The organism is Nitrosomonas sp. Nm34, assembly GCF_900113925.1.
In the GTDB taxonomy this organism is placed as follows: domain Bacteria; phylum Pseudomonadota; class Gammaproteobacteria; order Burkholderiales; family Nitrosomonadaceae; genus Nitrosomonas.
Map to the genome: position 1 here is coordinate 26,948 of NZ_FORD01000015.1, position 25,655 is coordinate 52,602.

At 44.4% G+C, this 25,655-nt stretch carries 22 protein-coding genes; 11 read left to right on the forward strand and 11 right to left on the reverse strand.

Features of this window, described 5'->3' with window-relative positions:
- The first annotated feature begins 119 nt into the window (after positions 1 to 119).
- Positions 120 to 1,103 carry a 4-hydroxy-3-methylbut-2-enyl diphosphate reductase gene (gene ispH, locus BM283_RS08240; RefSeq protein ID WP_090691911.1) on the forward strand — a complete coding sequence of 328 codons (984 nt, stop codon included), beginning with the start codon at positions 120 to 122 and terminating at the stop codon, positions 1,101 to 1,103.
- Here the strand turns inward: ispH and thiO are convergent.
- Positions 1,100 to 2,212 carry a glycine oxidase ThiO gene (gene thiO / locus BM283_RS08245; RefSeq protein ID WP_090691912.1) on the reverse strand — a complete coding sequence of 371 codons (1,113 nt, stop codon included), beginning with the start codon at positions 2,210 to 2,212 and terminating at the stop codon, positions 1,100 to 1,102. The two genes, ispH and thiO, sit on opposite strands and share 4 nt — an antisense overlap.
- Positions 2,213 to 2,503: 291 nt before the next feature.
- Here thiO and BM283_RS08250 point away from each other — a divergent pair, with 291 nt between their 5' ends.
- The 6 genes from BM283_RS08250 (at position 2,504) to BM283_RS08275 (ending at position 9,067) form a co-directional block, all read left to right on the forward strand.
- On the forward strand, positions 2,504 to 3,022 hold the full coding sequence (locus BM283_RS08250) for a GspH/FimT family pseudopilin (protein WP_090691915.1): 519 nt from the start codon (positions 2,504 to 2,506) through the stop codon (positions 3,020 to 3,022).
- Entirely contained in the window at positions 3,016 to 3,456 is a 441-nt protein-coding gene (gene pilV, locus BM283_RS08255) for a type IV pilus modification protein PilV (protein WP_090691917.1), read from the forward strand. Before BM283_RS08250 ends, pilV begins: the two co-directional genes overlap by 7 nt.
- Before the next feature lies 1 nt (position 3,457).
- Positions 3,458 to 4,480: a PilW family protein gene (locus BM283_RS08260; protein WP_090691919.1), complete on the forward strand. Its 1,023-nt coding sequence runs from the start codon at positions 3,458 to 3,460 to the stop codon at positions 4,478 to 4,480.
- 25 nt (positions 4,481 to 4,505) lie between these two features.
- Entirely contained in the window at positions 4,506 to 5,027 is a 522-nt protein-coding gene (locus BM283_RS08265) for a pilus assembly PilX family protein (protein ID WP_090691921.1), read from the forward strand.
- A 12-nt stretch (positions 5,028 to 5,039) separates the two neighbouring features.
- Positions 5,040 to 8,417, forward strand: a complete 3,378-nt coding sequence (locus tag BM283_RS08270) for a pilus assembly protein (protein ID WP_254776286.1) — start codon at positions 5,040 to 5,042, stop codon at positions 8,415 to 8,417.
- A 197-nt stretch (positions 8,418 to 8,614) separates the two neighbouring features.
- Positions 8,615 to 9,067 carry a type IV pilin protein gene (locus BM283_RS08275; RefSeq protein WP_090691990.1) on the forward strand — a complete coding sequence of 151 codons (453 nt, stop codon included), beginning with the start codon at positions 8,615 to 8,617 and terminating at the stop codon, positions 9,065 to 9,067.
- A 27-nt stretch (positions 9,068 to 9,094) separates the two neighbouring features.
- Here the strand turns inward: BM283_RS08275 and ppx are convergent, their stop codons facing one another.
- The 3 genes from ppx to rpiA form a co-directional block, all read right to left on the reverse strand.
- Positions 9,095 to 10,615 carry an exopolyphosphatase gene (ppx, locus tag BM283_RS08280; protein WP_090691923.1) on the reverse strand — a complete coding sequence of 507 codons (1,521 nt, stop codon included), beginning with the start codon at positions 10,613 to 10,615 and terminating at the stop codon, positions 9,095 to 9,097.
- 45 nt (positions 10,616 to 10,660) lie between these two features.
- The gene (gene phoU / locus BM283_RS08285; RefSeq protein ID WP_090691925.1) at positions 10,661 to 11,368 is read right to left on the reverse strand and encodes a phosphate signaling complex protein PhoU; all 708 of its coding nucleotides are present in this window, start codon (positions 11,366 to 11,368) and stop codon (positions 10,661 to 10,663) included.
- A gap of 72 nt (positions 11,369 to 11,440) precedes the next feature.
- Positions 11,441 to 12,103, reverse strand: coding sequence for a ribose-5-phosphate isomerase RpiA (gene rpiA, locus BM283_RS08290; RefSeq protein WP_090691927.1), 663 nt, complete (start codon positions 12,101 to 12,103; stop codon positions 11,441 to 11,443).
- Between the two features lie 263 nt (positions 12,104 to 12,366).
- On the opposite strand from rpiA, the gene mutL reads away from it, so the two are divergent.
- Positions 12,367 to 14,145, forward strand: a complete 1,779-nt coding sequence (gene mutL / locus BM283_RS08295) for a DNA mismatch repair endonuclease MutL (protein WP_090691930.1) — start codon at positions 12,367 to 12,369, stop codon at positions 14,143 to 14,145.
- Positions 14,146 to 14,228: 83 nt separating this feature from the next.
- Here mutL and BM283_RS18040 read toward each other — a convergent pair whose 3' ends face one another.
- The 6 genes from BM283_RS18040 to glnA all read right to left on the reverse strand — a co-directional run bounded on the left by BM283_RS18040 (position 14,229) and on the right by glnA (position 20,699).
- Complete coding sequence (locus BM283_RS18040) at positions 14,229 to 14,417, reverse strand: hypothetical protein (protein WP_139225224.1); 189 nt, start codon at positions 14,415 to 14,417, stop codon at positions 14,229 to 14,231.
- A 633-nt stretch (positions 14,418 to 15,050) separates the two neighbouring features.
- Entirely contained in the window at positions 15,051 to 17,423 is a 2,373-nt protein-coding gene (lon, locus tag BM283_RS08300) for an endopeptidase La (RefSeq protein WP_090691932.1), read from the reverse strand.
- Between the two features lie 244 nt (positions 17,424 to 17,667).
- Positions 17,668 to 18,129: a methyltransferase family protein gene (locus BM283_RS08305; protein ID WP_090691934.1), complete on the reverse strand. Its 462-nt coding sequence runs from the start codon at positions 18,127 to 18,129 to the stop codon at positions 17,668 to 17,670.
- Positions 18,130 to 18,241: 112 nt separating this feature from the next.
- Positions 18,242 to 18,673, reverse strand: a complete 432-nt coding sequence (locus tag BM283_RS08310) for a hypothetical protein (RefSeq protein WP_090691937.1) — start codon at positions 18,671 to 18,673, stop codon at positions 18,242 to 18,244.
- A 28-nt stretch (positions 18,674 to 18,701) separates the two neighbouring features.
- Positions 18,702 to 19,241: a DUF4124 domain-containing protein gene (locus BM283_RS08315; RefSeq protein ID WP_139225225.1), complete on the reverse strand. Its 540-nt coding sequence runs from the start codon at positions 19,239 to 19,241 to the stop codon at positions 18,702 to 18,704.
- A gap of 48 nt (positions 19,242 to 19,289) precedes the next feature.
- Entirely contained in the window at positions 19,290 to 20,699 is a 1,410-nt protein-coding gene (gene glnA, locus BM283_RS08320; protein WP_090691941.1) for a type I glutamate--ammonia ligase, read from the reverse strand.
- 425 nt (positions 20,700 to 21,124) lie between these two features.
- On the opposite strand from glnA, the gene BM283_RS18770 reads away from it, so the two are divergent.
- The 3 genes from BM283_RS18770 (at position 21,125) to BM283_RS08335 (ending at position 23,844) form a co-directional block, all read left to right on the forward strand.
- Complete coding sequence (locus BM283_RS18770) at positions 21,125 to 21,301, forward strand: hypothetical protein (RefSeq protein ID WP_175492073.1); 177 nt, start codon at positions 21,125 to 21,127, stop codon at positions 21,299 to 21,301.
- A gap of 310 nt (positions 21,302 to 21,611) precedes the next feature.
- Complete coding sequence (locus BM283_RS08330) at positions 21,612 to 22,004, forward strand: RNA-binding S4 domain-containing protein (protein ID WP_090691992.1); 393 nt, start codon at positions 21,612 to 21,614, stop codon at positions 22,002 to 22,004.
- 616 nt (positions 22,005 to 22,620) lie between these two features.
- Positions 22,621 to 23,844: a porin gene (locus BM283_RS08335; protein WP_090691945.1), complete on the forward strand. Its 1,224-nt coding sequence runs from the start codon at positions 22,621 to 22,623 to the stop codon at positions 23,842 to 23,844.
- Between the two features lie 232 nt (positions 23,845 to 24,076).
- On the opposite strand, the gene BM283_RS08340 is transcribed toward BM283_RS08335, so the two are convergent.
- Positions 24,077 to 25,570, reverse strand: coding sequence for a helicase HerA-like domain-containing protein (locus tag BM283_RS08340; protein ID WP_090691948.1), 1,494 nt, complete (start codon positions 25,568 to 25,570; stop codon positions 24,077 to 24,079).
- Positions 25,571 to 25,655: the final 85 nt, after the last annotated feature.

The following is a 25,655-nucleotide window of genomic DNA, read 5'->3' on the forward strand; positions in this document are numbered from 1 at the left end:
GAATTATTTTACATAAATATCTTATAATCTCACCCTAAAGTATGTCAGGCCAAATTATTATAGATAGACGAAGGTATATTATCGGTGATACCAAGTATCGTCTTCATGGAGAATAACCAATGATCAAAGTTTTGCTTGCAAACCCAAGAGGCTTTTGTGCGGGTGTCGATCGTGCCATCGAAATTGTTGAGCGGGCATTAGCCATGCATGGCGCCCCCATTTATGTGCGACATGAAGTAGTGCACAATCGTTTTGTCGTGGAGGATCTGGAAAAAAAGGGAGCTGTATTTGTTGAGAACCTGGAAGAGGTTCCGCAAGAAAGTATTCTGATTTTCAGCGCCCATGGTGTTTCGCATGCGGTGCGACGAGAAGCCGCAGCACGCAAACTCAAGATATTCGATGCAACCTGCCCACTGGTAACGAAAGTGCATGTCGAAGTCGCAAAAATGCGCAAAGAAGGAAAAGAGATCATCATGATTGGCCATCAGGGCCATCCTGAAGTTGAAGGAACGATGGGTCAAGTAGAAGGACATGATAGCGGTATGTATTTGGTAGAAACAGAAGAAGATGCTGCGAATTTACAAGTTAAGAATGAGCATAATCTGACTTATGTCACCCAAACGACCTTATCTGTCGATGATGCTGCACGCGTAATCGATGCATTAAAACGGCGTTTTCCCAAAATCATAGGTCCAAAAAAGGACGATATCTGTTACGCCACACAAAACCGTCAGGATGCGGTTAAAAAGATGGTTAAACACTGCGATTTGGTCATAGTGGTGGGTTCTCCCAATAGCTCAAATTCCAATCGCTTATGTGAAGTAGCCCGTAATGCCAATGTTGAAGCTTATATGGTTGACCGTGCTGAACAATTACGGGAACAGTGGTTAACTGGAAAAAGTTGCATTGGGATCACTGCCGGTGCCTCAGCGCCAGAAATATTAGTACAGCAGGTTTTAGACAGACTTAAGCAGATTGGCGCTGCACAAACCGGGCACGATGTCGTCATTGAGGAATTAAGTGGAGTTGTTGAGTCTGTCGTATTTCCCCTTCCTAAAGCAGAAGCGATTTCCATGGATAAATATGTGCGCGAAGCAAACTAATCGACTCCCCATCCTTTCTGATAAGGACTGATATCAAAAGGTTGTGCTCTGCCCATAATTTCATTTAATAACATTTTGGCGCTACCTGGCGCCATGGTTACTCCATAGCGAAACTGCCCGCTATTGATGAATAGATTATTCAATAATGGATGACGTCCGATTGCGGGAATATTATGCGGCGACCCTGGTCTGAGACCCGCCCAATGCTTTGTCAGGGGTCTCCCCTTTAACTGGGGCAACAATTTTTGTGCGCGTCCAGATAAATGCTCGTGTGCGGCCAGTGTCGTTTGCTTGTTAAAGCCAACATCTTCCAGGGTGCTACCGACCAGTAAATGTCCATCGCGTCGCGGAATCAAATACACATCTCCCTGCAGCAAAATCGACCTGAGCGGTGGTTCTTCAAACTTGTATAACAACATTTGCCCACGGATCGGCTTTATTTCGAGGCTGAGCGCATGCTTCCCTAACACTTGTTTGCTCCATGCCCCTGCAGTGATGACAAAGTCAGCAGCACAATATTTGCCACAAGAGGTCCTAAGCGAGTGGACCCGATGATGCTGCGCTATGATTTCTTGTACTTCACAATGCTCAATGATGCGTCCACCGAGTTGTCCTACTTGGTAATATAACGCTCTTAATAAGCGAGGGTTACGCACTTGCGCGATATGGGGCAGAAACAGTGAATGCTCCATGGTTAAATGAAGAGGGTCGATTTGCTCGCTCAATGGAACAGATTGGGTGAGCGCATCCGCTTCCGCCTTTACCCGATGTGATCTCTCCCATCTTTGTGCAGCCTCGATATGATAGGGTGGCAGTACCAGCATCCCACTTACCACATATTCAGCATCAATACCGGTTGATGCGTACAGCTCTGCTACCCATGCTGAAAACATGGCCGCACTATATTCCGTTAGCTGTGTCACGCTATCGGGATAGTCCCAGGGGCAGAGCGCCGACAAAATACCGCCCCCTGCCCAAGATGATTCCTGCCCGACCTGAGCACGCTCTAGGATAGTGACCGTTGCACCTTCTTTCAGCAACTGAACTGCAGTAGCAAGCCCCATCACGCCAGCACCAATAACAATAAAATCTGGAGTCACTTCATTCATATCTTACTCGTGGCATCGCATGCAATCTATTCCATTTTTAAATCTAATTCCAAATCAAAACTGACGAGAAGGTAAGCCAGGAACAGTATCAATAATACGGCAAAGAGAGTTGACAAAACCAATTTTGATTTAGAAATCGAATAGCCCATGCTTATCTATACTAGACACGGCTCGTCTCGGACTGACCGCTAAAATTACTCTCACACGCTTAATGGCCCATCAATGCAGGCTAAAGTTGATTAAAAATCATCCGTTACTTCTAGAGGAGAAAATAGGGAATAAAAATTTTATATGCCTGTTAATAGCGGTTTTACAATGTTAGAGCTTATGATTGCGCTGAGCATTGGCGCTATTTTAGCTACCATTGCAGTGCCGAGTTACCAATCGATGATGGTGCAATCACGCCTTGCTACACAGACGAATGAGTTTCTCACAGCACTTCATTTCAGCCGTTCTGAAGCAGTGAAACGCGGTATGCGAATAACCATGTGTAAAAGCAGCAGTGGCACAACCTGTACAGCTGGTAGTAACTGGCAAGATGGCTGGATAGTATACAGCGATAGCGGGACAGCAGGGACAATGGATGGCAACGATCAAATTTTAAGAGTTTTTCCTGCATTGAAAGGTAGCACAATGGATGGTGGCACAAAGTTTGCGGACTGGATTGCTTACTTACCTAATGGAAGTAGTCGAGGTGCGGGTGGCTTAGTAGGCACAGGCACTTTCACACTATGCAATAGCACAAAAGGACGCAAGATTACTATAAACGGTACAGGTCGACCCTATACTGAGACGATGTCATCATGTTAATCCTCAAAAGAAATTTTCAATTGCCACATCAGAAGGGTGTCACCATGATTGAAGTGTTAGTGGCAATCATTGTGCTATCCATTGGTTTGCTTGGCTTGGCAGGTCTGCAATCTGCCGGGCTTACTTATAACCAGAGTGCAAGTTTCCGCTCTACTGCCACGATGATGACTTACAGTATTCTCGACAGCATGCGCGCTAACCGTACTGGAGCAATGAACGGTAGTTATAACATTGCCATAGGTGCCTCCAACCCTTCCGGTAGCACCATCCCAGAGCAGGATCTGAACAATTGGTTAAATGAATTGGCTTTGCGCTTACCGGCTGGCGCAGGAGCCATCAATGTGGCCGGTAACGTGGTTACCGTCATCGTCCAATGGGATGACAGCCGTGGTACTTTAGCTGCTCAGCAATTTATTCTGACTACCCAGCTATAGCATGAAGAGAATAGCTATAACACAGCATGGCTTCACGTTGATTGAGGTAATGGTTGCCATGACCATCGGGCTTTTGCTGATGGGTGGCGTCATCACTATTCTAACCTCCAGTCATCAGACCTATCGAGTCAACGATGCTCTGGCCAGAATACAGGAAAATGCGCGCTATGCCTTCCACATACTTTCAAAAGATATCCGTATGGCTGGCTATTCGGGTTGCGCAGGGAATGGTGTACCGACAGTGAATACCCTGAATAACTCGGCAGATTTTTTATGGCGAATCGGGCAAGCTGTGGAAGGGTTCGAGGCAACCAGTACAACGGAATGGACTCCTATCCTGCCTCTTTCAGGGACTATTCCCAGTCCGCTAGGAGGACGCGATATTATCGTAGTGCGCGGAGTCGAGGGCAATGGTACCAAGGTCATCCAACACCCCGGCGGCAATCCTCCTGGCTCTGCCGACCTTAAAATAATGGCAGGAAGCGGCGTTAAAGAAGGTGATATTGTGTTAGTCACCGATTGCCTGGCGGCCGCCATTTTTCAAATTACCCATATCAATACTTCGTCCAATCAGGACAATATTGTTCATAACACGGGCAATACCGGTACACCGGGAAATTATACACAACGATTAGGTAAGGAATTTACTGGCGGCGAACTCATCAAGATCTCTACCCGCTCCTATTTTATTCGCACGGCTGATAATATATGGCCGGCACTCTATCGCAAGGTTGGAGCAAGTGATGCCGAAGAACTGGTAAGAGGCATAGAAAACATGCAGATAGAATATGGCGAAGATCTCGATGAAAACTGGACAGTGGATAGCTATCGCACTGCCGATGCGGTGACCAATTGGGGTAAAATCGTCAGCGTCCGAATTAGTTTATTGATGCAATCGATAGAAGATAACATCACCAGCCAACCCCAACCCTACACTTTTAACGGCACCACAACGACCCCCACAGATCGGCGGCTACGCCAGGCTTTTTCCAGCGTGATAACATTGCGCAACCGGGTATCTTAATAAGTTCCATTAAAAATGATGAGACATGATTTATCAGGAAGCTAAGCTTGGATCAAGACAACAGGGGGTCGTTCTCGCGACCGGATTAATCTTTCTCGTCATGATGACGCTGCTGGGGGTAACAGCTATGCAAACTACTCTATTAGAAGAAAAAATGGCAGGTAATTTGCGCGACGAGATACTGGCTTTCCAAGCGGCTGAAGCAGCGCTCAGAGAGGGAGAAATGTTTCTGCAGCAGATTACCTTACCCGAATTTGACGGTTCAAATGGGCTGTATGATTATGCTCAGGTTGAAACTCAAGCACCAGACCCTATGACCTGGTCTGGATGGGCTACCTCTGGCAGAACAATGGCTACCACAATGTCAGGTGTAGCAAGCCAACCACGCTATATCATTGAACAGCTCATCACTGTTCCTGCAGAAAAAGGGGGCAGCGTGCAGCAATCAGCCACAACGATGACATCCAATATGTACAGGGTCACTGCCAGAGGGGTAGGCGGCACTGAGTCAGCAGTAGTGATATTACAAAGCGATTACCGAAGATGAAGGGAGATAACATTGAAAAAACCGGGTATGGCCAGGATATGGATAATCGCTGCTCTCATCACTAGCATTCCCACTCACACGCAAGCAACGCTTGCCCTATCAGATGTTCCTCTCTATCTGACTACCGCCGTTGATCCTAATGTGATGTTCACTCTGGATGACTCAGGTTCCATGCAGTTTGAAATCTTGCCGGAGGATTGGATTTTTCATGAGGTTTACTACGTGTTTCCTCGGGCGAACAATGTTTATGGTGGGGGCGACTACGAAAACCGGGTCATCGATTTCGACCCGGATAACCCTTACACCGCAGCTTTACGTTCCAGCTACGTTAACAACATTTATTACAACCCTACTGTAAGATACCAGCCCTGGAGCAATGCGGATGGCTCTCTGATGAACAATGCTTCACCTACCTGTGCATCTCATAACCCCATGAATGCAAGTGCTGGCTGCCGGAATCTTACTGTCGATACCACCCAAAAAGCTTTTTGGTTAAATCACGATGGTGGTTTATCGAATGCTGAATCAAGAACATTCTATCCTGCTGTTTATTTCACTTACCACGGCGGTGAGATTTTGTCCATAAGCAGTTATTCCAGGATTGAGATTAAACCCACGATCTCTTCCTATATTGGCGGAGCAGATCGGACTGATTGTGCTGCAGTCCCTGTTTGCACTTATAATGAAGAAATTCAGAATTTTGCCAACTGGTACACTTATTATCGTTCACGTATCTTGTTATCCCGTGCCGGCGTAGGTAGGGCGTTTGCTGCTCCAGGAAGTAGCGTACGAGTCGGATTTGGCGCCATTAACCAGGGAAATACTAACATCGATGGTGTTGCAACCGCTACCATTATCAGTGGGGTGAGGCAATTTAGCGGGACAAATAGAACAGTTTTTTTTGATAAGCTTTATAATCATCCTATCCCGGCAGCAGGCACCCCCCTTCGCATGGCAATAGACAACGTAGGTCGCTATTTTATGCGTACCGATGATCAAGGTCCTTGGGGCCAAACGCCGGGTTCAACGGGGGGTACTCAATATGCATGTCGACAAAACTATCATATACTGGTGACAGATGGTTATTGGAGTGATGCTTACTCTGGAGTAGGAAATTCAGATAATACAGCGGGGAATACCATTAGCAACCACCTCCCTTATGCCATTCCTGCTGCTTATAAATATACGCCCACACTTCCTTATTCTGACAACTACAGCAATACACTTGCCGATGTAGCAATGCAATATTGGAAGAGTGATTTGCGCACCGATCTTGACAACAAAGTACCCACAAATCCGGAAAATCCCGCTTTCTGGCAACATATGGTGAATTTCACGGTGGGTCTAGGTGTGCAGGGCACACTATCCTCATTACCGGCTGGATCAGAATCATGGCCAGATCCAACGTCCAGTAATGCTGCCAAAATTGATGATTTATGGCATGCCGCCGTGAACAGCAGAGGTAAGTTCTTCAGTGTACAAGACTCGACCACTATTGCCAGCAATTTGAGCAACCTCTTCAGCACTATTACCTCAAGGGTAAGCTCCTCAGCGTCGATGACCTCGAATACCAGCAGAATGAGTACCGGCACTCATATTTATCAGGCAAAGTTTAATAGCAATGACTGGAGTGGGCAGTTGTTTGCATACCAATTGAGCTCGGATGGATCGTTGGGTACGATGCTATGGGAAGCCTCCTCCGTGCTGCCATCACATGACAGTCGTGCCATTTTTACCCATAATGGAACGAGCGGACTTGCGTTTACTTCCGCAAATTTTTCAATTTTATCGAGCGCACAAAAAACTGCCCTCAACACCAATATGGGAGGTATTAACGATGGGCTGGGTACCAATAGAATTTCCTGGCTGCGAGGTGACAAAACCACTGAATTGTCACAAGGCGGTAAATTTCGTAATCGCAACAATGGCTTGCTGGGTGACATTGTCAATTCAGATCTTTTATTCGTCCAGGCGCTAGATTTTGGCTATGATGCACTACCTAGCGGGACAGCAGGACAAAACTCTTATTCTAGTTATGCTCAATCCAATGCGAGCAGAACACCGGTTATTTATACCGGAGCAAACGATGGTATGCTTCATGCTTTTAATGCTGAAACAGGTATTGAACTATTCGGTTATATCCCTGGTGCTGCTTATCCAAAACTAAGCTGGCTGACTTCACCCGATTACACGCATCGTTATTTTGTAGATGGGAATGCTTATGCCGGTGATGCCTATATCGGTGCGACTCCCAGCTGGAGAACTATTTTGCTGGGTTCGTTGGGCAGTGGCGGGAAAGGTATTTTTGCGCTTGATATCACCGATCCAACTAATTTTTCTGCCTCAAGTGTCCTGTGGGAATTTTCTGATGCTGACTTGGGTTTTGTACCGGGTCAGGCAAAAATTGCGCTATTGAACAACAATGTCTGGACTGCCATTGTCAGCAACGGGTACAACAGTAGCAATGATCGTGCCTACCTTTACCTCATTGATCTGCAAACAGGTACGCTGATAAAGAAAATCGCAACCAATAGCAGTACCAGCAATGGCCTTTCCAGCCCGGCCTTGGTCGATACGAATGGCGACAGAATCATCGATATCGTTTATGCAGGCGATCTGCAAGGCAATATCTGGAAATTTGATTTATCACACAGCAATCCAAATCAATGGGATGTTGCTTACAAGGCAGACCCACTCTTTACAGCCAGGAATGCCAGCAATCAGATACAGCCCATTACTTCCCCCCTGGAAATCGGGCTTCATCCAAGTGGTGGGTATCTCGTTTATTTTGGCACGGGTCAGTATATTACATCAGGGGATAATGCCGACACTCACATACAATCTCTTTATGCCATCAGGGATAATGGCAGCAGAACATCGGCGTTGGGCCGAAGCACGCTTCAACAGCAGACAATTCTGACTGAAACAGTGCTGCCTCCTTTTGAACGAACGGTATCAAACAATCCAGTAAACTGGTCGATTAAACAAGGATGGTATCTCGATCTTCTGCCACCGGCAGGCGGGCATCCCCAAGGGGAACGCTCCGTCGTTATGCCCCAGCTCAGTTTTGGACGGATTGTCTTTACTACGCTCGTTCCTTCCACTGATCCCTGTGTTTCTGGCGGCCAAAACTGGCTAATGCTGTTAAACTCGGAAACAGGGGGAATGCTGACAACCTTGCAATTTGATACTGATAATAATGGCATGCTCAATAATGAAGATCGGCTAATCGCGGCTATTGGCTCCGACGGAGTACGCAGCGAATCAGTCACTATCAGTGCAGGTAATCTCACCCACCTGATTGCTGGTTCAACCTCTGGTTTAATTGAAGCCAATACGATTAAAGGAAGCTCACTTAATCCACGCCGCTCCTGGAGGCAAATACAATAACAATAGAAGAATTTAAACAATTAAAGAGGCACTCCTGTTTATTCTTAGAATCTAATATTATTTAATTCCATTTCCAAATCAAAACTGACGCGAAGGCAAGCCGCAGAAGTATCAATCATACGGCAAGGTGAAGCCGATCAAGTCAGTTTTGATTTAGAAACGGAATAACATCTGAGTAGGATACAGGAATGGGACAAATGACTAATACAATCCAGCCGAGAAAAAGATTATTGGGTTTTACCCTGATCGAAATAATGATCGTTATAGCAGTGATTGGTATTCTGGCGGCAATTGCACTGCCATCCTATCAAGAGCATGTTCGTCGTACCAATCGTGCAGAAGCCAAAGGTATCCTGCTGGAGATGGCACAGTTACTGGAACGTAATTTTACTGAGGCGAATCGGTATGACCTGAAAAGCAACGCAACTAATTTTAATTTACCCGTTACCCAGTCTCCCAAGACTGGTACCGCAAAATATACCATCCGCTTTTCACCAGATACCTTGACACAAAATAGCTATACACTGGAAGCCGTGCCAATAGGTTCGATGACCAATGATGCCTGTGCCACGCTGACATTAACGCATACGGGCATCAAAGGCGTCAGCGGTAACCCATCATTAACCGCATCAGATTGTTGGCAACGTTAATTGTGCTCAGCATCCTCTCTAAAAAACTCAAACAAAGTCCTCCTTTGTAGAAGTGCCTTGAATACAGAAATTAATTTTCAGCGCTGCCCAAGCATCAATTTCTGCATTGAGTAAAGTTTCAGTTAACGGATTGCGCTCTAACCATGCTTGCGAAATAAATAGCTTACAGGTTCCACTGCTTGCTTGTATTCTCATGGGAGGTAATTCAATATTCATGCGGCTGCGGTAAAAAATGGTCGCTAAGCGCAGCGCTATCGATTGAGCCAGACTAATAAAATTGCTCAGAAATTCACTGACTTTGGTCAGAGATCCCTGATGGGCGAGCACAAGCTGACTGAGCTGCATCTGCTCCATTTTGGAGAAACCTGGTATATCTGCATTCACGAGGATATAGGCAGAATGTTTATGATAGCCAGAATGAGCGACCGAAATGCCGACCTCATGCAGGCGTGCTGCCCAGGACAATAAATGCAAGGCATCTTCTACTGTTTCCTCATCAGGATAATTAGCCAGGAGTTGCTTCCCCAGCGCTAAAGACAGCGATTCTATGCGTGCGGCCTGGACAGAATCAATACGGTAACGTTGCATAAATTGCCGCACGGATACTTCTCGCATATCTTCATTATGAACGCGGCCAAGCATATCGTAGAGCACGCCCTGCCGCAGTGCGCCTGTCGCAAGCAGCATACGGGGAATGCCCAGTTCCTTGAAGGCAGCAAACATGATGGCAAAGCCACCTGCAATCACAGGTGCACGATCGGGATGTAAACCGGCAATGGCAATCTTTCTGATATCACCCACTTTTAGGAGGTATTCACGAAATGCTTCCAGACCTGCCAGTGTAATCCCTTCCCTTTTATCACCATTAAAGTTATTCAATCTAAGAATACGGTCTAATGCACGCGCTGTTCCAGAAGAACCGTACACTTCTTGCCATTGATCAGCTGAGAATTCTGTTGTAATACTCTGTATCTCAGTTTGCGCTGCAAGCTCAGCTCTTTTCATGATACCCTTGCTAATCTTCCCATCTGGGAAAAAGCGCAAACTATGACTGACACAGCCCATATAAAGGCTTTCCAGTTTATTGGGTTCCAGGCGCGTGCCAATAATAAATTCGGTGGAGCCACCGCCGATATCGATGATCAGCCGGTTATTATCGGAAGCTGGCAGGCTGTGTGCGACCCCCAGATAAATAAGACGTGCTTCTTCATGACCGCCAATGATCTCGATGGGAAATCCCAATACAGCCTCTGCTCTTACCAGGAATTCGGCAGCATTTTTGGCAACACGAAGTGAGTTTGTACCCACCACACGCACAGCATGGGTTGGAAAACCTCTTAAACGCTCACTAAAGCGTTTTAAGCAATCCAAGGCACGCAGCTGACATGCTTCATCCAGCTTTCTGTCATGCGCCAGTCCGGCAGCCAGCCGAACCATTTCCTTTAAGCTATCTAATGGATAAAGCTGTTTGCCCACCACACGCGCCACTTGAAGGTGGAAGCTATTGGAACCAAGATCAACTGCAGCCAGCGTTGGATATTCGCGCATAACCCTCTGCCTAAATGTTAGGCATGGCTAAATTACACACATGATTTACCCTCTTACTTCGCGTTCAATTTCCTCAACAGTAACATGGCGAACATCCTTGCCTTTGACCATATAAACCACATACTCAGACATGTTTTTTGCATGATCACCAATACGTTCGATCGCTTTTGCCACAAAAAGAATTTCCAGTGAGGTAGAAATTTTACGCGGATCTTCCATCATAAATGTGATGAGCTGCCGAAGAATAGCACGAAATTCTTCATCAACCAGCTCGTCCTGGCGTACTATGCGTGCAGCAGCGTTCAGGTCCAAGCGGGCAAAAGCATCCAACGCTTGGTGCAACATACCCGAAGCAATTTGAGCAACGTGTTTAACTTCCACAAAACGTGGCGCATGTAAGCGATCAGTTGAATAAATGAGACGCGCCATGCGAGCGATTTTTGCAGCTTCATCACCGATTCGTTCCAAGTCAGTGATGGTCTTGATTACCGTCATAATCATACGTAAATCACTCGCTGTAGGTTGTCTAAGGGCAATAATCTGACTACATATCTCATCAATGGATACTTCCATGGCATTGACACGGTGGTCATTGTCAATGACCTGGTCAATGACAGTTTCATTGCCTTCTGTTAAGGCATCTATTGCCCGCTCAATTTGTTCTTCAACAAATCCACCCATTTGTAACACACGGGTTCGCACTTCTTCCAGATCTGCATCAAACCTTTTTGAAATGTGTTCTTTAATAGCCATATTGCACCCTCAGCCAAGTCAGATGAAACTATTATTTATGTCATCAATGATAATTTTTATTATAGGTCTCAACTAGCCAACAGTCATTGTTTCAACACCAGCATCTGTGCCTAGCAACAAAATATCGGCACCTTTTCTGGCAAACAATCCGTTAGTGACCACTCCTGTTATTTGGTTAAGCGTCGTTTCCAGCTCAACCGGGTTCAGAATTTGTAGACCATGTATATCCAGAATAACGTTACCATTATCGGTAGTAAACCCCTGACGCAGCGCTGGATGACCACCCAGCAAGGTAATTTCACGAGCCACATAACTGCGTGCCATTGGAATAACTTCTACTGGAAGTGGAAAACTACCCAAGAGATTGACTAATTTACTCTGGTCAGTGATGCATATGAATTTTCTGGCTACCGCTGCAACAATTTTTTCTCTGGTCAAAGCGCCGCCACCACCTTTGATCATATGCAAATGCTTGGTAATTTCGTCTGCACCATCGACATAAACAGGCAAATCTGTAACTGTGTTAAGATCTAATACATCTATTCCATGCTTGTGCAAGCGTTGCGCAGTTGCCTCGGAGCTGGCAACTGCACCCTCAATCTTATGTTTGATTTTAGCAAGCTCATCGATAAAATAATTTGCAGTAGAACCGGTTCCAACCCCGATTACAGCCCCAATCGGGATATATTGAATGGCGGCTTGTGCAGCCGCACACTTTTGCTCATCTTGTGTCATGGTGCTCCTATGTCGATATCAAGTAATAGTCAACCATCAGAATAGTATTAACTGAATATTTAGACAATAACTACATTGTTTCCTGAGTAGCACTTAACAGTTCTGGCTATAACTCCTATTTCTCAATAGAAGATTGCACGATTTCAACCTAGAACCAGAAATTTTTGCCTTTTCGATTTCAGTAAAATTAGTATGTGATACCCCCGCAAGAGTATCATAACTTTAAGGCAAAATAATGGCTATGAATACTCATTTTATTTTATATGAATGTAATCAAGTTGCTTCCGGATGTGCTCATCAATCAGATCGCTGCAGGAGAAGTCATCGAGCGGCCCGCCTCGGTACTGAAAGAAATACTGGAAAACAGTATAGATGCTGGTGCAACAGAAATTACTGTCCAAATTATGCAAGGCGGCCTTAACCTGATCCGCGTAGCTGATAATGGAAAAGGAATTTCCGGAATGGACCTGCCTCTTGCGTTAGCACGCCATGCCACCAGCAAAATCAGCGCCCAGGAAGACTTACACAAAATAGCCAGTCTAGGTTTTCGTGGCGAAGCACTCGCAAGTATCGGAGCCGTCTCTCGATTATTGTTAATGAGTTATCAATCAGGCGACAAACATGCCTGGCATATTCAGGCTGAAGGAGGGCAAGTTACCCGTCCAGAACCGACAGCGCGTGACATTGGCACTACTCTGGAAGTGCGTGATCTTTTTTTTAATTTGCCAGCACGTCGTAAATTTCTGAAAACAGAAGCGACTGAATTTGCACATTGTGAAGAAGTATTCCGGCGTATCGCTCTTTCCCATGCCCATATTGCATTCAATTTGCAACACAACAATAAGACACGACATCACTTATATGCGGTCGATATCCTTCAGCGTATTACAGCTGTTTTAGGAAAAGAATTTAGGCAAAGTGCCGTACTGGTTTCTGAGCAGGCAAATGATATCAGCTTGCAAGGCATGGTCGCATTGCCAACTTATTCTCGTTCAGCTCGTGACTTGCAATATTTTTATGTCAACGGCCGCTACGTGAGAGACAAGCTGATTTCCCATGCTTTACGTGAAGCCTATCGCGATGTGCTCCATCTGGATCGGCACCCCGCTTTTGTGCTTTATCTTCAAATCAATCCTCAAAATGTAGATGTTAACGTGCATCCAACCAAAGCAGAAGTGCGTTTCCGTGATGCGCGCGCTATCCATCAATTTGTTTTCCACAGTATCAACAAAGTATTGGCCTCACCTCACCATCAAGCGGATTCTCAAATATCCCCTGCTATCGTTACCCAGGTACCCGAAAAGCCTGAACGTCTTCCAGTAACCTATTCACGACAAATAAATTTACCGCTTACAAGCGTTGCACAACCCTTAGCTTTTTATCCAACCTTATATGGTGACAAACCGGATTTGCTGAAAATAGATCCTGGTAATCCACCTATTCAGCCCACGCAGCCAATTCCACCGTTAGGCTTTGCATTAGGACAATTGCTCGGGGTTTATATTCTGGCACAAAATGAGCAAGGTCTCATCATTGTAGATATGCATGCTGCTCACGAGCGCGTGGTTTATGAAAAACTCAAATCAGCGCTTGATCAACGATCATTATCCATGCAACCGCTGCTAATTCCAGTTACCTTTCAGGCTGATCGATTAGATGTCGCTACAGTTGAAGACAACTATACTGTTTTAAATGAGCTAGGTTTTGAAATAGCTATTCTTTCTCCCACCTCGTTAATTATACGAGCAGTATCAGCAGTGCTGAAAGATGCCGATATAGTCAAGCTTACACGCGATGTGTTAGCTGAAATTCGTGAGTTTGGAGGTAGTCAGATATTAACCAGTAAACGTAACGAACTCTTGGCTACCATGGCTTGCCATGGCTCTGTCCGTGCCAATCGACAATTAACAATCCCTGAAATGAATGCACTACTGCGCGAAATGGAAGCAACCGAACGCTCAGATCAATGCAATCATGGCAGACCCACCTGGTTCGCACTTAGTCTGGCAGAGCTTGACAAGATGTTCATGCGAGGGAATTAACTGCAATAGCCAAGCAAACAACAACTGTATTCTATAGCTTCAGTTTCGCACAAAACCTGAAACTATAGAACACTCATGAATCTTTAGTAATTTGATTTCTCTTCTGTGGATCTGGCTTTACCTTCACCTTCCTGAGCATCTGCTGGTATTTGATGGAAAGGCTGAATAGTTTTCCCATAGGCCGAAGGATCAGGTGTCTCTGGTGCTGATGGCTTGCCGCAACCAACTAACATTAGTACCGTTATCATTGCAGCTACGTATTGAATTCTCATGTAAAATTCCTTTAACATAAGCAAATAATTAAAATTGTTTTTTTAAACTACGATTAGGATCGTACCCGCTATAGCTATGCAAAACATTGATCTTGATCAAACATTAAAAACAAAGGACACTTGCATACCTTTCCCGTTAACTAAATAAATAGTTAAAGCAGTGATATGTGAATGACAGTTAGGGTAGAGGAGGATGTAATGGAAACAGACAAAAATGCCCGGCCAATAAGCAGCAATGGTATTAAAGAATGAGCAATTACGCGGATTGAAGCCTTAATGACAATAAGTCATTACTCTCTACCTGTTCGGTGTGATAGACAAGCATACGAGGATCAAAGGCTGTCTCTGTAGTGGCTTCTCACGTTCGGCTCTGGAATTTTTTAAAAGCTAGCTCTTGATTGACATTATATGGAAGCAGATCCTGCCGTAAAAGCGACAGTTTTTCTCAGCTAGCAATAATTGCAAACGGCTCATCATGTCTGTGTAGCCGGATCAATTAGGGCGACGATTCTTTAGTTTAGCTTTGGCAATCACTTTCAGCCGAACTGACCACGATGAATTTTGCATAGCTGGCGGGTAGTAATGTGTCCCAGGCATAAATTGTCTTTCTTCAAACTAAGATCAGCTTCAGGTTCAAACAAGTTTGAATTCTGGCACAGTGGAATAGTTCGGCTGACATAATGCTGCCTGAACCGCGTCATCAACTGTTTCTAAATAAATATACTGCATAGCTGATTTCGCTGTTTCTGGCACATCATGCAAATCTTTCTGATTACGTACCGGCAGCAGTACCGTTTGCAAACCTGCTCTTTGTGCAGCCAGCACCTTCTCCTTAATGCCTCCAACGGGCAACACCAGCCCACGCAAGCTAATTTCACCTGTCATCGCCACTTCATGATGTACCGGTCGATTGGTAAACAATGAGGCAAGCGCAATAAACATGGCTACTCCCGCACTCGGCCCATCCTTTGGAATAGCTCCTGCCGGAACGTGTAGGTGTACATCGATCCCTTCAAACATGGATACGGGAATATCCAGTTCATTAGCGCGCGCTTTTACGAGCGTTAGTGCTGCTTGGGCACTTTCCTTCATGACATCACCCAGCTGCCCTGTCAGAATTAGCCGCCCGCTGCCACTTACTCGGGTAGCTTCAATAAACAGGATATCACCCCCTACTGGTGTCCATGCCAGCCCAGTAGACACGCCCGGTAAACTGGTACGTGCCGCAGTTTCATGTTCATATTTAGCCGGCCCGAGTATGGTATCCAAATCAGATGCATCGACACGCACTTGAAGTTGCGCATCTTCTGCAATACGTAAAGCAGTATAACGCATGATTCGCCCAATCTCACGTTCGAGCTGGCGTACCCCCGCTTCGCGCGTATAGTTGGCAATGAGACTATCCAACGCTGCAACTGTCAGCTCACATTGATCTGGGTGCAAACCATTGGCTTCTTGCTGGCGGTGTAGCAAATAACGTAATGCGATTTGAAGCTTTTCCTCCCGCGTGTAACCGGGCAGATCAATAATCTCCATGCGGTCACGTACCGGTGGAGAAACCTGATCGATAACATTGGCAGTAGCAATAAAAATCACGCGACTTAAATCAAATGGAACGCCAAGATAATTATCCCGGAAAGTTGAGTTTTGCTCTGGATCCAGGATCTCAAGCAGTGCTGCCGCTGGATCTCCATGTATGCTCACAGTCATCTTATCGATTTCGTCGAGCATCATGACACAATTGCGCGCCCCTGCCTTACGTATGCCCTGCACGATATTACCTGGCATTGCCCCCACATAAGTACGCCGGTGACCACGCATTTCTGCTTCATCATGAATACCTCCGAGTGACACTCGAACGAACGATCGCTGTAGAGCACGGGCAATACTTTGACCGAGCGAGGTTTTTCCCACCCCAGGTGGGCCTACAAAGCAAAGAATCGGCGCTCGGCCGTGCGGCTTTAGTTTCTGAACGGCCAGAAACTCGATTATACGTTGCTTGACGCGCTCCAACCCAAAATGATCAGCTTCTAAAATTTCACGAGCAAGATTGAGATCAATCGGCGCTTCTTCCGGTAATCGCCAAGGTAACTCAGTCATCCATTCCAAATAAGTATGGAGCATGGAGTATTCGCTTGAGGCAGTTGGCATACGCTGCAACCGGTTAAGCTCTTTGCGAGTCTGCACTTCGATCTCAGGAGGCATCCCCGCTTTTGTGATCGCTTCATCGAGTTGGGCAATTTCCTGGCCATGATCCCCATCCTCACCCAATTCTTTCTGAATCGCTTTTAATTGTTCCCGCAATAAAAACTTGCGTTCGCGATCTTCCATTTGCTCCTTGGTACGCTCGCTAATTTCTCTCGATAACCTTAATACCTCAATCCGGTGTGCCAAAAGTTTAAGAACTTTTTGTAACCGTTCTTCGATATCAATCGTTTCAAGCAGCATTTGCTTTTCACTAATTTCTGTATCAAGCAAACTGGCTATAATGTCGGCAAGTTGTGCAGGCGCACGAGTTGTCTGCAGAGCATGCCCAAGCTCTGCAGGGATTCCTGGTAATAACGACAAAATTTCGGTTGCGCGCTCGCGCAGTTGCACAGCGAGTGCTTCAGTTTGAGTAGAGGGTTGAGAAATTTCTTCGATACGGCTAATCCGAGCAGCTAGAAAAGGGTAATCCTCAATTAATTCCTTGATTTGGAAACGCTCCATTCCCTGACACACAATATGCTGCGTACCATCAGTCGCAGAGATATGGCGTACAATCTTGGCAATAGTACCAACCAGACATAGATCATTTAACTCAGGATTATCCACTGAAGCATCTCGTTGTAATACGATACCGATCGGAGAATTTGTTTGCAATGCATACTCGATTGTGGCGATTGACTTGTCGCGCCCGACAGCAATCGGCATGAGAACATGTGGAAATAGCACCACGTTGCGCATGGGGATCAGCGCAATAACGTTATCGGGTAATTCGGACTTTAATTCGGCTGACTGCTCCATGATCGGTTTCTCCATGAATGAGTGGTTTTAATCTGGATAAAAAACATCCATTTGCACCATTCTTTCCGCATCTAAATAAAATGTACTGAACGCCCTCTATGTTATCAATTACACCTAGAACATATTGACAACCATTGAGCCAGCCAAATTCCCGTAATAAGTAAAAATGACCGTTTAACGGTCTCATTTTTTATTTTGATTTGGCAATGGAATGATAAGGAGGACGAACAATAAGAAACAGAATTCATAGCCATCTGCGCACATTCTTCGCATAAGCAATATATTCAGCCCCAAACTTAGCAATCAACGCCTGCTCTTCCGGAATGATCTGAAAACGATTCATATACCAAACAAAAACAGGTAATCCTGCAAAAGAAACTATATTCGACAGTAACAAAGCCCATGATAAAAGTAGCAGTAAAAAACCAGCATACATTGGATTTCGGCTTATTTTATAGAGGCCTCTAGTCACGAGAGACGATGTATTACTCGGCTGCATAGGATTAACGGTTGTTCCTGCTACTCTGAACGCTATAGCACCTGCCAGAATTAACGCAATGCTGGTAAAGCCAGCAATAGCGGCCAGGATGACTTGCCCAGGAATTACTAGTACTAACTGAGGAACAAGAGTGGCAACGAACCACATAATGCCCCCAATAAGTGCCATTATGATGATGGGTGGAATTTTGAGTTCTAACACTTTCATAGACTTTGATCAGGTATTATTTCAAAACAGAACAATATCGAATCAAAAATAAACGAAGCAATATTAAACACAGATCGTTCTATCTTTAAACGTTATCCATCCTATATGATTCTTAATATTCTTGTTTTAAATTATAAAGTTCAACCTCAAGCGCTTCGATATTTTCTTCGTAAAGAGCAATTTCTTCAATGATTTGGTGCAACCGTCCCTGATTACTCAGTTGACTCACATTTTTATCAGAAGAATCTTGATGAGCGGTCTCAGTCATAGATGCTTGTTTTACGCCTTGATTGCTCTTTTTATCGGTAGTTTCATTGGGCTCGGGCAAAGATGCACCTTTTTTTATAGCTAAATCTACTGGACTATGACGACTTGCTGGCAATACTATTATTTCGGGCAAGTCAATCTCGTTAGCCCCTCTCATTTTAGTATTAGAATAGAGGGTTTGACCGTCTTGATTTACATGCTTGTATATTCCTGACTGAGCCATACACAGCAAGCTATAAGTAGAAAGCAATACCAATAAAAAATTTGCAATTTTCATGAAAACAACATCTACGTTCTATCAACAGTTAGCGATTTCCTAGCTCAGCTCGTAGTGCCATGATATTTCTTTCATGCAAGCTAATTTGATTACGTAGCTTCTTTATATTTTCATTTTCTGAAACATGGGTATCAGGCAACAATTGGGCATCATGAGGCTCAGCTGACCTCAAATTTTTTATAGCTTCATTTAAAGCTTGCTGTATCTCTACCAAATGTTTTGTTTCTGAAGCCAATTCACTCTCAAGAATTTGACGGCGATTAACATCTCGCTTTTTCTGCTGACTATCCGTTACTTTTGGAAACGCTCGTATAGTCAAAGGCGCCCTTGTCATGGCTTTGGCGACGATTCTGGTTTCTGATGAGTTAGTCTGGAATTTCTGTCCGCCTCTAACTGGTGTATTGGTATAGGTTATATGACCATTTTCATCTACAAGTTTATAAATACCTGCTACTGCATGAGTCGTAATAGTGAATAAAACTGCCGACAATGAAGCAATGACAAAATTTTTTTGCCGCATAGCCATCTCCTGACTGAAAAAATTAAAATTAATTAAATTTTCAACCAAATGATGCTTAGGCAATAAATGAATAAACGCCTCAAATTCGACTTTTATTTACAAACTGTAATACATTGAGAACTCAACAGGATGCGTATTAATCCGATAAAGCATCACTTCTTCCATCTTTAATGTAATGTATGCATCAATCATATCATTGGAGAATACACCACCTCGAGTAAGAAATTCACGGTCCTTATCCAGATTCTCCAGCGCTTCCTCTAAGGAATTACAAGTCCCCGGAACTTTAGAGGCTTCTTCGGGAGGAAGATCGTAAAGATTTTTATCCATGGGGTCGCCAGGATGAATTTTATTCTGAATACCATCAAGCCCAGCCATCAACAATGCAGTAAATGCTAAATAGGGATTGGCGATTGGATCAGGAAAACGGATTTCAATACGTCGCTGCTTAGGATTGCTGGCATGAGGAATACGCACAGCGGCAGAACGATTACTAGCAGAATAGGCAATGTTGACAGGTGCTTCAAAACCAGCAACGAGCCTTTTGTACGAATTGGTGCCAGGATTGGTAATCGCATTCAGCGCCTTTGCATGCTTGATAACACCCCCAATATAATATAGCGCTGTTTCAGACATTCCAGCATAACCATTTCCAGAGAACAAGTTCTTCCCATCTTTCCAGATTGATTGATGAACATGCATACCCGAACCATTATCACCCACGATAGGTTTTGGCATAAATGTAGCCGTTTTACCATAGGAATGGGCAACATTGTGCACAACGTATTTGAGCATCTGGTTCCAGTCTGCACGCTTGACTAAACTGTTAAATCGAGTACCAATTTCACATTGGCCCGCATTAGCAACTTCATGATGATGAACCTCAACACTAATGCCCATCTCTTCCAGTACAAGACACATCGCAGAACGAATATCATGGAGCGAATCAACTGGCGGTACAGGAAAATATCCGCCTTTGACAGTAGGCCGATGTCCAATATTGCCATTTTCATATTTCTTCTTCGAACTCCAGGCAGCTTCCTCTGATTCGATTTCTAGAAAACACCCTGCCATACTAGTATGCCAACGTACAGAATCAAAAATAAAAAACTCGAGCTCCGGACCAAAATAAGCAATATCACCGATCCCTGTAGATTTAAGGTAGACTTCCCCACGCTTTGCTAATGAACGGGGATCACGGATATAACCTTGCCCGTCAGAAGGATCAACCACATCACAGGCAAGAAACAAAGTCGCTTCATCCATAAACGGATCCATCGTAGCTGTGTCAGGGTCAGGCATGAGTAACATATCCGAAGCATGAATTCCCTTCCAACCCCCAATAGAAGAGCCATCAAATGCATGCCCATCCTCAAATTTGTCTGCAGTAAAAGCATGAGCGGGAACGGTTACATGATGTTCCTTACCGTTAGTATCAGTGAACCGCAGATCAACAAATTTAACTTCATGGTCTTGAATTTTCTTTAAAACATCAGCTACTGCCATTTTAATCTCCAGAGAGGCATTATGGTTTTGTAAAAGCTATAAAAAATCGCATAAATAAGTATATGCAGCGTGAAATAGGAAATAAAAATACTATTCTTTTGATACGTAACAAATAACAGATCCCTATAGTCATTAAGTTTACTGCTTAAAATCATACTCAGAAATATTATTCTGGGATATTTATATCACGCAGGAGATTAGCAATGAAAAAATCCAGCACAGACTTTTAATCAGCAAGCTACAAGCATTCGTTCTGCCATTCAAATTATTTATTAATTATATAATAATCGTATAGATTTGCCTTCTTTACCAATTGCTATTCAAATATAGCTGCCCTATCCTTATGTATGCTCACCAGGGTATTTATTTATACGATCAGCATAGAATTAAGGCCAGAACTTAATTATTTCCAGTTGGGAAGCGGTATGGATATTCACCATCCCATCAGGCCATGCGCAAGAAAATCAGCAGTTTTCTGGATTGGGAAAGTGCAAATAGAATTACTTATGGTACTTTTGTTGTTTGGTGCTGGCTTAAGCTTTGCGGCTGCAACGAAAAAAACAGGTGTGAAGAGATGGTTAAGGGGTAGTTTATTCAAATAATCTGGAGTTGGTATTTTCATGCCAGCATTAGGTACATTTGCATTCTTTGACAAAATTTACGCACAATACTGCTACTATTGTGATTTTATTGCCTGGATTTGGCGCACTAGCGACTACCTATATATAACATTACCGCGTCGAACGCAATCATATATGCCTTTAATTTCATAGTCATTTCCTAAATAATAGATGCCGGTTTAAAGCTCAATCTGATTGGAATTGCCCTTTTGACGAGCTTACCTTACTTATCTTATTGTGCGGGTAATTTTCAAATAATCATCCATCAATTGATGGATATAACAAAATAATGATGCCACAAAGCGATGTCGAAAAATTCCGCATTGATAAATGGCTGTATGCTGCACGTTTTTTTAAGACACGCTCTTTAGCAGCAGAAGCAATAGAACGCGGGAAAGTATACATTAATGGTGCGCGGGTCAAACCAGCCAAGACAGTAGCAATAGGCGATATGCTCACTATTCGGATTGCGCATTATCAATACGAAATCAAAGTGCTAGCATTATCCAATAAACGGGGGCCGGCATCAGAGGCGCAACAACTCTATCAGGAAACAGAGGCAAGCCGTAAAGCACGCGAAGTGCTGGCTGAGCAAACTAAAATCGAGCCACAGCAATTTTATACCAAAGGCAGGCCCACTAAACGTGATCGGCGTGAAATAGACCGTTTCAAAAACCGGCAATAGTATTCACGCATGAATCGCTTGGTAATTCAATTTTGTTTAAGTTAGCGGGATTTTTCAAAGGAATTCCATTGCTAAATCAAAGCTGGCTTTGTCGGCTTCACCTTGCCGTATTATTGATATTGTCTGCGGCGCACCTTCACGTCATATTTGATATGGAAATGGAATAACTTTCGGTTTTACACAGAAGATTAACGAATTTTCCAACCTTGCACCGACAGCTACAGCGTACTCCATAATATGTACAAACATTATTCAATGACTTGATCTTAGTCATGCACGACTTTTTGTTTCGAGTTGCGATCACCGGAATGTTCATTCCGCATCGATTGGATCAGGGTGCTTCTTGGTACAATAAACCATGAAATAAAGTTGTTTTTAAATATTTTTTTAAAAACAATTTTATAAAACAATTTCTCTGTTGTACAAAAGCAACATAATGTTGCTTAAACTCGAAAATTTAATTGTTTTTAGTTGCGCCCCTAATTTATGTTGGGCACAATTTGCCTAACCTTTCCAGTTCGGAAGGTCTGGATAATGAGAAGTTAAATAAAAACAAAGTTTAATAGATTTTAAGCATGACAACCCCCGTATTTTTAATTTTTAAGGAGAGTTTCACATGAAAAAGAAACTAATTGCGCTGGGAGTAGCTGGTGCGCTTGCAGCTCCACTGATTGCCTCAGCACAAGGCACTCATGTCACCATTTTTGGTCGAATTCAAGCTGAATATGCTACAGTTGATATTGATGGTCGTGGCGCTCAAACAGGCATACTTGACGACGCAGCTCAATCACGCTGGGGTCTGCAAGTTGCAGAAGATCTTGGCATGGGTTTCAGAGCTATGGGGCGTGCTGAATTCGGATTTAATCCAGGTGCTGGCACTACACAAACTTCACGGGAACAATGGGTCGGTCTTGGCAGCAATCAATGGGGTGAAGTGAAATTTGGTCGAGTTCAATCTCCCTTCAAGGATTTTGCAGGCGGCCATACGATTGATCCTTTTGCCTATACCAGCCTCCATGCTAATGGTAGTGGTGGTCTGATGGTGGCATCAGAAAATGGTTTAGGATCAGGTGACAACAGCTTTGCCAACAGTTCAGCACGCTACGATTCACCTGTAGTTGAAGGGTTCCAAATGTCAGCTTTATTGATGGCAGGCGATGCTAAGAAACTTGATCCAACTAGAAACCCATCGGGATTTGGTGGTAATACTAGTAACAGTGGCGGTGAAGACGGTGAGTGGGATTTTCAGGTTGCGGGTAAATATAGCGGCCAGTTTGATGCGCTTGGTGTCAACATTTTTGGCGGTTATTCACGTGACAACGTCAGCGATCAAATGAAAGGAACATTCGGAGTAAAGGATGACGAGGAAATCTGGCGCGGCGGTGCGCTGCTATCCTTTGCTGACCTGCGCGTACGCGGACAATATGAATGGGTCAACAACGCCAATCCTTTTGGTGGCGCTGCCAGTTGTACTCAAGCAGCTGCTTTTGGAACTTTTAATCCAGCTCTTCCTTCACAAAGCACAGATGGCGGACGCGGTCAATGTAATTCGGCTATGAATGCCAATGGCGATGGCTATCTCTGGTTCGCAGGTATCGATTACACAATCGGCAATACCATGCTTATCGCACAAGGCGGTATGGGCCATGCCAATAATACCGGATTGCTTCAATCAAAAGATGTGGAAAACATTACTGCGGGTGTTATTCATAACCTGAGCAGACGCTCCAGTCTGTTTGGTGGTTATCAGCGTGTCTGGGTAAAAGACAAGAATCTTGCTGCAATTGGACAAGATGCAGACCGCAATGTGTACACAGTAGGTTTACGCCACGACTTCTAAACGAGTCGATAGCAAAACAAAAAGGGCACTAACTGTGCCCTTTTTTTATTCGGAGAAGGCAATTACGGCAAAAATATATTTATCGGCAATCCTCTATCCCATTTCCAGATCAAACATGACGCGAAAGCGAGCCGCAGACAATATCAATATACGACCAGGTGAAGCCGACAAGATCTCAGTTTTGATTTAGCAATGGAATCAGAATCAGGAATTCATCACATATATTTTGCAATCAGCGACGGGTCTTACCCAGTATGGAGCCAAGTATGCCGCGCATGATCTGTCGACCGATCTCAGTGCCTACGGTTCGAGCAGCGCTTCTCGCCATTGATTCTATGATTCCCTGAGGTTGGCGTCCAGAACGTTTGCTGACCTCTTTCTTGCCGAGTATGTCACGCCAGTCAAATCCAGGATCGCCTTCTGGCTGCATTTCCTTGCCAGTTTTCTTTTCGGCTTGATCTTTCAGAATTTCATAGGCTGACTCACGATCAATAATTTCCTCATAGTATCCAAAAATGCCTGACTTACGAATTATCTTTTGCCGCTCCAGATCCGTCACAGGGCCGATACGACTCATGGGTGGAAAAATTTTGCCTATTTCAACTGGCTGAGGGCGCCCTTTCCCATCCAGAAAAGAAATCAAGGCCTCACCTACGGCGAGCTCTGTAATCGCTGACTCAACATTGATGTGCGGGTTAGGGCGAAATGTTTGTGCAGCCGATTTGACTGCTTTTTGATCTTTAGGAGTAAATGCCCGCAATGCATGCTGAACACGATTCCCAAGCTGTCCAAGTATGACGTCAGGAATATCCAGTGGATTCTGACTGACAAAATAAATACCCACTGCTTTCGAGCGAATTAACCGCACCACCTGCTCGATTTTATTTAACAACACCTTAGGCGCATCGTTAAACAATAAATGAGCTTCATCGAAAAAAAATACCAACTTGGGTTTATCGAGATCACCCACCTCAGGAAGGTTCTCATATAACTCTGAAAGCAGCCAGAGCAATAAAGTGGCATAAAGACGTGGCGTATTATGCAGAGTCTCGGCTGACAAAATACTGATCGTTCCTCTTCCATCTGCATTCGTTTGCAAGAGATCTGCAAAATTCAGCATCGGCTCTCCAAAGAGATGCTCGCCTCCTTCATGCTCCAATTGCAATAATCCTCGCTGGATCGCACCCACAGATGCGGCTGAGATATTGCCATATTGAGCTGCTAGCTTTTGAGCATTCTGCGAAGCATACTGCAACATAGCACGCAAATCCTTCAGATCGAGCAATAACCAACCCTGATCATCCGCAACTTTAAAGACCGCGGTTAATACCCCAGTTTGGGTATCATTGAGGTTAAGTATGCGCGCAAGTAGCACAGGTCCCACATCTGAAATCGTAGCGCGCAAGGGATGCCCTTTCTGACCAAAAACATCCCAATAAATCACTGGATTGTCAGTATATTCGATGGATGCTAAACCGAGCTCCTTAGCTCGCGCTTCTACTTTTATGTTACCTCCGCCAGGCTGACTCAGTCCTGATAGATCTCCTTTGATATCCGCCATGAACACAGGAATACCTACGCGGGAGAATTGTTCTGCCAGAACCTGTAAAGTCACCGTCTTACCTGTGCCAGTCGCCCCAGCAATAAGACCATGCCGATTAGCCATTGGAAGCAAAAGCTCCAGTGTTGACCTTCTCGACTGCGCTATGATTAATCTATCGCTCATATTTTAAAATTAAGTATGAATTAAAAATCAATTTTCTCTTCTCTGAATAATTTGCGAATCTATACCAGACTCAATCTTATCAGCT